5 protein-coding genes are annotated in these 6,679 nt (G+C 61.2%); 3 read left to right on the top strand and 2 right to left on the bottom strand.

Translation table 11 applies throughout. The features are described 5' to 3' along the window. Positions 1–621 precede the first annotated feature (621 nt). From DAD99_RS06945 to DAD99_RS06935, 3 genes are read left to right on the top strand one after another with little or no spacing between them, the layout of a single operon-like run. Positions 622–1,128 (top strand): HtaA domain-containing protein, encoded by a 507-nt coding sequence (locus DAD99_RS06945; protein ID WP_227007753.1) that lies wholly within the window; start codon positions 622–624, stop codon positions 1,126–1,128. Further along, positions 1,128–2,426, top strand: a complete 1,299-nt coding sequence (locus DAD99_RS06940; protein WP_193340905.1) for an oxidoreductase — start codon at positions 1,128–1,130, stop codon at positions 2,424–2,426. Before DAD99_RS06945 ends, DAD99_RS06940 begins: the two co-directional genes overlap by 1 nt. A gap of 22 nt (positions 2,427–2,448) precedes the next feature. Further along, a complete protein-coding gene (locus DAD99_RS06935) occupies positions 2,449–2,910 on the top strand; it encodes a flavodoxin domain-containing protein (protein WP_227007737.1) in 462 nt (153 codons plus the stop codon). Positions 2,911–3,676: 766 nt separating this feature from the next. Here the strand turns inward: DAD99_RS06935 and DAD99_RS06930 are convergent. Both DAD99_RS06930 and gabT read right to left on the bottom strand, forming a co-directional pair. Continuing rightward, positions 3,677–5,200 carry an aldehyde dehydrogenase gene (locus tag DAD99_RS06930; RefSeq protein ID WP_193340904.1) on the bottom strand — a complete coding sequence of 508 codons (1,524 nt, stop codon included), beginning with the start codon at positions 5,198–5,200 and terminating at the stop codon, positions 3,677–3,679. 62 nt (positions 5,201–5,262) lie between these two features. Continuing rightward, complete coding sequence (gene gabT, locus DAD99_RS06925; protein ID WP_193340903.1) at positions 5,263–6,609, bottom strand: 4-aminobutyrate--2-oxoglutarate transaminase; 1,347 nt, start codon at positions 6,607–6,609, stop codon at positions 5,263–5,265. Positions 6,610–6,679 lie beyond the last annotated feature (70 nt).

The following is a 6,679-nucleotide window of genomic DNA, read 5'->3' as shown; positions in this document are numbered from 1 at the left end:
ACCCGTGCCCGACGGACACGGCTGCTGATCCCTGACAAAGCACCGGAAACCGAAACGATCACCACGCTCCTGGCCGCTATAACCGAGCTGAAAAACAGCCTCCGACAACAGGACCGGCTTCTGGCCTGAGAACCACTCGGCCAGCCCTTCAACCACCAGCACGACCCATCGGAGACGTGGAACCCGACGCCCAACCAGCGACACCAGGCCCTGCCAGCACACCCAAAACCAGAAAATCAGCCCGAACCAGAATCAAACCGGAACCCGACGGCCAACCCGAGCATCATGAAAAATCCGGGTTAACGCGGTACAGCATGTCCGGAGTGTCCTGGCCGCGCTGTTTGAGGTCACACTGCCCGCAGGATGAAACCACTAGCCGCTACTCCCGAATGCGTGAGCCCTCCGCCAGGGCATGTGCTGCGGTTTCGTATTGCCTGCACCTGCACGATCCGCCGAAATCGTGGAGCTGTGCTTCGTCCACAGTGTTTGGCCTGGGGCCGGGCCTATCTGGGCCTCCCGGCGCAGCTGTCGCCCACGAAGGATAGCTTGCAAAACCTTGTTCGTATTTCGTATCCGGTATACGCTTAGAAGAACGCAGCTGATCCTGAAGGAGATGACGTGATGAAGCTCAGGCGAGCCCCCGCCGGTACTCACTCTTTGCAATGGCGCATTGATCCGGCTTTTGATGACTACGTCCGTAACCGCACCGGTGATGGAACGGTCGTTCTTTCCGCCGGCGCCACGCGCGATGACGACGGCTACTATCAATTCCCGAAAATCGGCTCATCGCTTGATCCTGTAAACCTGCGCTTCGGCGGCTCCGTCGAATTCCGCGCCTACCTGGGCGTTCTTTCGCTTCGGATAGCCGATCCCAGCTTCCATATAACCCATGACGTAGTCCGCATGTTCGTCGTGGACGACAACGCCCCGGCGGGGACACGGCTAGAGCTCGCAACGGCAGCTATTGAGCCAGGAAGAACCGGCAGCGTGATGCTTGACCTGCGCCTGACGGAAGCCGGCTCGGAACTGTTCTTAGATAAATACCCTGCGGGCACTCCCTTGGCGCCCTTAACTATTCTCCTGCCGGCCGCTGCCGCAAGGCAGATGCCCGTCGAAGGAGCATTCTGATGGATACCCCTGTGTCGATCGCCGTCATCGGAAGCGGGCCTTCCGGCTGCTACATTGCCCAAAGCCTCTGCCGGTCATTTCCCGAATCGGAGATCACGATTTACGACCGGCTTGCTTCCCCGTTTGGCCTGGTTCGGTACGGCGTCGCCCCGGACCATCAGAGCACCAAATCAATCCAGGCACAGTTTGCCCGGTTGTTTGAACGCGACAATGTCCGCTTCGCGGGGAACATCGAGGTCGGCGTCGACGTCTCCCTGGAGGAACTGCGCAGCATCCATCACATCGTCGTGCTTGCTGCTGGTCTGCCGGCGGATCGTGCAGTGGGCGTCCCCGGCGAAAACCTCCCCGAGGTTTACCGTGCCGGTCGCCTGACAAGGCTCTTCAACGCGCACCCGCTTGAGTCGACCGAGGTGCCGAGGTTCGGTAACTCTGTAGCGATTGTTGGCGGCGGCAACGTGTCCATCGACGTCCTGCGTCTACTCATCAAGCAGCCGGAGGACTTCCTCAACAGCGACATCGACGACGCCGTGCTGGCTGCATATGTCCAGGCACCTGCGAGCCACATTGACCTCGTCTGCCGGTCGACCATCACGAACGCTCCCTCTGATCCCGTAATGCTCGCCGAACTCGGACGCGTACGGGGAGTAAAGTTCTCGTGCGCGGACTCGATTGAAGTAGCGGAGGACGCTCCGCGTACCGTCGTGGCGAGGGCCAAGGCCATCAGAGGGCTTCTTAAGGTCGATCCCGGGAACGAAATCCGAGTCGAGGTGGTTTTGCACTTTGGTTGGACGCCCGTGAACATTAACGGGGACGGGCACGTCGACGGCGTGGAGCTGCGCTCAGTCAATGAGGACCGGCCGAATCTGCGCCTGGATGCTGACTCCGTAGTAACAGCCGTTGGCTTCGATTTCGACGGCGGCGACTGGCACGGACTCGGCGAGCTCACGGCCAACCTTGAAACCGGGGTACTGGATTACGGGCTATACCGCACGGGCTGGATCAAGCGTGGTTCCCGTGGAACGATCGCCGAAAACAGATCGTGCGCGAAGGCCGTAGCAGAAGAGATCGTTGCAGGTCTGGATTCTCTCAAGCAACAGGCGAGGCCGGGATACGGTGGCCTGCCGGAAGCAGTCCGAGCCAAGGCAGTCGATTACTCCGACTGGAAGCGCGTGGACTCCGCTGAAACGGCAGCCGCATCAGCGGACCGGTCCCGCCGAAAGTTCCCCAGTCATGCACACATGGTCGCCATCGCACACAGCAAGCTCGCTCAATTTTCCGCCGCCCCCGGCGCCAAATAACGCAGCCATCACACAGGAGAAAATGATGAAGATCCAAGTTCTTTTCGGGACGGAATCCGGCAACGCAGAGATTGCGGCTGAGGATCTCGCTGAATCGATCAGGAATGACAGCCAGGAAGTCGAAGTGCACGACCTGTCGGCGTTCTCCATTTCTGAACTGCAGCACGACATGATGTACGTTTTCCTTTGCTCCACCTACGGCGAGGGGGATCTGCCAAACACGGCACTGCCGTTCTACGCAGACCTTTCCGTCGTCCGCCCTGACCTAACCGGCGTGCGCTACGCAATATTCGGCCTTGGCGATACGTTCTACACGGAAACCTACGGACAGGGTGCCACCAAGCTCGACGACAAACTTACGGAGCTGGGGGCCCAGCGCGTAGGGGAAATCGGCCGCTACGATGCCTCAACATGGGAACCGGTGGGCGAAGCCGCTGTCGCCTGGTTCGCTGGCGTGCTCGAAGAAGTTGGCGCAGCCCGCTAAACGAGCCCTCGCAATGGCCCGGACCCGACGAAGTTGTCGGGTCCGGGCCATTTCCCCTTTTAGCCAACGTCATCCTTGTGTCGCGGTTACATGTGAAGGATCATTCAGGACGGAAGGACCGTAGAGGCTCAAATACTTGCGGAACGTGTCTTGAGAAGCCCGCATAAGCTCGAGCCGGCGTATTCGTGTCCGGTCGTCTGCTCTGGTGATGGCCATCGCCCGCTCCATTGTTGCCCCTGATACTGCCGCGGTTAGAGGCGGCATTTTTTGGTAGCCGGAACGTCTTGCCGAGGAAGTTCTTGCACGCGCTGCCAACGCCGGCCGCCGCGCCTTTGCGCCGGCGCTTGTCAGGACCTGTGGCTGCTCCTTCACCAGGCCCGGGTGCCGACGATGCGGATGTCGCGGTGCTGCACACTATGTTGGGTCTCTACGACCCGGGCCGGGCGACCAAAAGATGCTCGACTGCAAGGCCCTTTCCATGGCTTCGCCCGCCCGTTCGTTGCTTCCCTTTGGATCCTCAGGACTGACCGTCTTGCTCTTAGCCTTCCCATCCTGTGGTATTCCTCAGCTTGGTCATTGCGCTGTCATCGGAGATGCGGGTCCGCAGTCATTGACATCGGAATAGCCGCTCAATTAGAAAAGTCCTCCAGTGCCCGTGGTGCTTCGCGTGCTCTGGAGGCCCTTATCGCGCGACGGCATGATCCGGAGGAACCCGCGCAGCAGAGAGGTCCCCGGGATGACTCCCGGGGACCTTTCTGCGCTGAACCTATTTGATGATGAACGGGTTTGAAGTGTCCGGAGCCGTGGAGATCCAGACCGACTTGACTTGGAGGTACTCCTTGATCGCATCAATTCCGCTTTCCCTGCCCAGGCCGCTGCGCTTGTATCCGCCGAAGGGGGACGTAAAGCTGACGGCGCGGTAGGTGTTGACCCATACTGTGCCGGCCTGCAGGTTTTCTGAAAGGCGGATTGCCCTGCCGATGTCCCGTGTCCAGACTCCGGCGGCAAGACCGTAGTTGGTGTCATTGGCTATGGAGAGTGCGTCGTCTTCGTCGTCGAACGGGATGACGGCCAGGACGGGGCCGAAGACTTCCTCCTGAGCGATGCGCATCTCATTGCGGACGTTGGTAAAGATCGTTGGCTGGACGAACTGCCCGCCGGACGAGCCTTCCCCGGTGTAGGCGGCGCCTCCGAGGACGCACTTTGCCCCCTCGCGCTGGGCGATGTCGATGTAGTCGAGCACCTTTTCGAACTGCGGCCGGGTTGTCACTGGTCCGACGTGCGTCTCAGGCAGCATAGGGTCACCGATTTTGGCTTGTTCGGCCAGCGCCACAACCCTTTGGACGAACTCGTCGTGAATGGAGCGCTGGACCAGCAGCCGTGAGCCGGCGATGCAGGTTTGGCCGGTTGCGGCGAAGATCCCGGAGATCACACCGGTAGCCGCGGCGTCCAGGTCCGCGTCCTCGAAGACGATGTTCGGGGACTTGCCGCCCAGTTCAAGCGAGACGTGCTTGAACTGGCTCGCTGCGTTTTCGTAGATCTTTTGCCCGGCGGTCTCGGAACCGGTGAAAGCCACCTTTGTGATGTCCGGGTGACTGACGAGCGGGGCGCCCACCTCCTGGCCGAAGCCTGTGACGGTGTTGACTACGCCGAGCGGGAATCCTGCCTTTTCGAAGAGCTTCATGAGCTCCAGGGTCGAAGCGGAGGTGAATTCGGAGGGCTTGATGACGACAGTGTTCCCTGCCGCCAGAGCCGCCGGCAGTTTCCACGCCAGCAGAAGCAACGGAGAGTTCCAGGGCGTGATCATAGCGATCGGGCCGAGGGGCTCCAACCGGGTGTAGTTGAGGATGTTCGGCTTGTCACTTGGGATGACCGCACCCTCGATCTTGTCAGCCAGGCCACCGTAGTAGCGGTACCAACCGGCCATGTACCGGGTCTGGGCGGACATTTCGGCATAGAGCTTTCCGTTGTCGCTCACCTCGATCTCGGCAAGGTGGGCGCTGTTGGCCTCGATAAGATCCGCGAGGTCCATGAGCAGCTTGCCGCGGTACTGGGGCTTGGTCCTGCCCCAGCTCTTGAAAGCCTCTGAAGCAGCGGCGACTGCCCGCGATACGTCCGCGGGGCCGCCTTTGGCGATCCTGGCCCAAACTTCTCCGGTGTACGGATTGACGGTGTCGAAGTACTCCCCGTCCTCCGGTGGCGTAAAGGTGCCTCCGATGTAGTGGTCGTAGTGCGTCAGGCCATTGCGGTCCTCGAGGCGGCTGACCAAATCACTGCTCTGTGCTGTCATCGCTGTTTCATCCTTTGCTGAGCGGAGTGACCAGCCTGTGGTGCCCGCTGGTTGGGTGTGGTTCATGAGCGGGCCAATCCCTCCACGACGATTCCGATTCCTTCCTCAAGCAGCTGATCATCGATGGACAGCGGGGGAAGGAACCGGATGACATTGCCGTAGGTGCCGCAGGCCAGGAGGATGACCCCGTTTTCGTGCGCGTACTTCACGACCCGGGCAGTCAGCGCGGGATCCGGGTTCAGGGTGTCAGGGTCGACAAGTTCGATGGCGAACATCGCTCCGCGTCCGCGCACCTGGCCGATGCGGGGATCTGTTTCCTGCAGTTCGGTGAAGCGGTGAGTGAGGATATCCCCTATCTGCTGTGCGCGATCGAGCAGTCCGTCCTCCTCGTAGGCTTCGATGGTCGCAAGGGCTGCTGCGCAGGCGAGGGGGTTGCCGCTGTAGGTTCCTCCTAGGCCGCCAACCTGGGCGGCATCCATCAGCGCAGCCCGTCCCGTAAGTGCCGAAAGGGGCAATCCGCCGGCTATGCCCTTGGCCATGGTGATGAGGTCCGGGGCAACTCCTTCGTGGTCGACAGCGAACCATTTACCCGTTCGGGCGAAGCCGGACTGAATCTCGTCCGCGATGAACACAATGCCGTTGCGCTCTGTCCATTCCTTAAGGGTCGACAGGAAGCCTTCTGCCGGAACGATGAAGCCGCCCTCGCCCTGAATCGGCTCAATGATAATGCCTGCCACTGAGTCAGCCCCGAGCTCGTTTTCGATCTGTTCAATCGTCTGGCGGGCAGCTTCAGGTCCGGTGAGGCCACCGTCGCGGTAGGGGTAGGAGGCAGGAACGCGGTAGATTTCCGGGGCAAACGGGCCGAACCCCTGCTTGTAGGGTGCGCTCTTTGCGGTGAGCGCCATTGCAAGGTTTGTCCGCCCGTGGAAGGAGTGTTCGAAGGCCACGATGGCCTGGCGTCCCGTCGCGCGCCGGGCGACCTTGACAGCGTTCTCCACGGCCTCTGAGCCTGAGTTGAAGAGCGCGGTGCGCTTGGTGAAGTTGCCTGGCGTGATTTCGTTCAGCTTCTCCGCCACGGCAATGTAGCTCTCGTAGGGCACCACCGTGAAGGCCGTGTGCGTGAAGCGATCCAGTTGATCACGGACAGCGCGAACCACGCGGGGGTTGGAGTTGCCGACGCTGGTAACGGCGATACCTGAGCCCAGGTCAATGAACGAGTTGCCGTCCACGTCCAGGAGCGTTCCGCCCCCTGCTGCATCAGCAACGATGGGCAGGGTGTGGCCAACGGACCGGGCGACTGCCGATGCCTTGCGCTCAAGAATTTCGCGCGATCGGGGGCCCGGGATCTGGGTGACGAGCCTGCGCTCCTGAGTGAGCTCAGGGCCGCCGGCGGTGATCTTTGCGGTCATTGGGCCGCCTCCTTCGTGAGGTTGGTCTTCCTGGTGGTTCGTGACGCGTCTTCGGTCCGACCCGGATAAG

This window comes from Pseudarthrobacter sp. AB1 (assembly GCF_014926485.1).
In the GTDB taxonomy this organism is placed as follows: Bacteria; Actinomycetota; Actinomycetes; order Actinomycetales; family Micrococcaceae; genus Arthrobacter.
This window is presented reverse-complemented; position numbering and strand designations above follow the sequence as displayed.

What these genes read in the sequence shown, in the direction of transcription:
- DAD99_RS06935 (WP_227007737.1), top strand. Translation starts at nt 2,449, where the DNA reads ATGATGAAGATCCAAGTTCTTTTCGGGACGGAATCCGGCAACGCAGAG.
- DAD99_RS06945 (WP_227007753.1), top strand. Translation starts at nt 622, where the DNA reads ATGAAGCTCAGGCGAGCCCCCGCCGGTACTCACTCTTTGCAATGGCGC.
- gabT (WP_193340903.1), bottom strand. Translation starts at nt 6,609, where the DNA reads ATGACCGCAAAGATCACCGCCGGCGGCCCTGAGCTCACTCAGGAGCGC.
- DAD99_RS06930 (WP_193340904.1), bottom strand. Translation starts at nt 5,200, where the DNA reads ATGACAGCACAGAGCAGTGATTTGGTCAGCCGCCTCGAGGACCGCAAT.
- DAD99_RS06940 (WP_193340905.1), top strand. Translation starts at nt 1,128, where the DNA reads ATGGATACCCCTGTGTCGATCGCCGTCATCGGAAGCGGGCCTTCCGGC.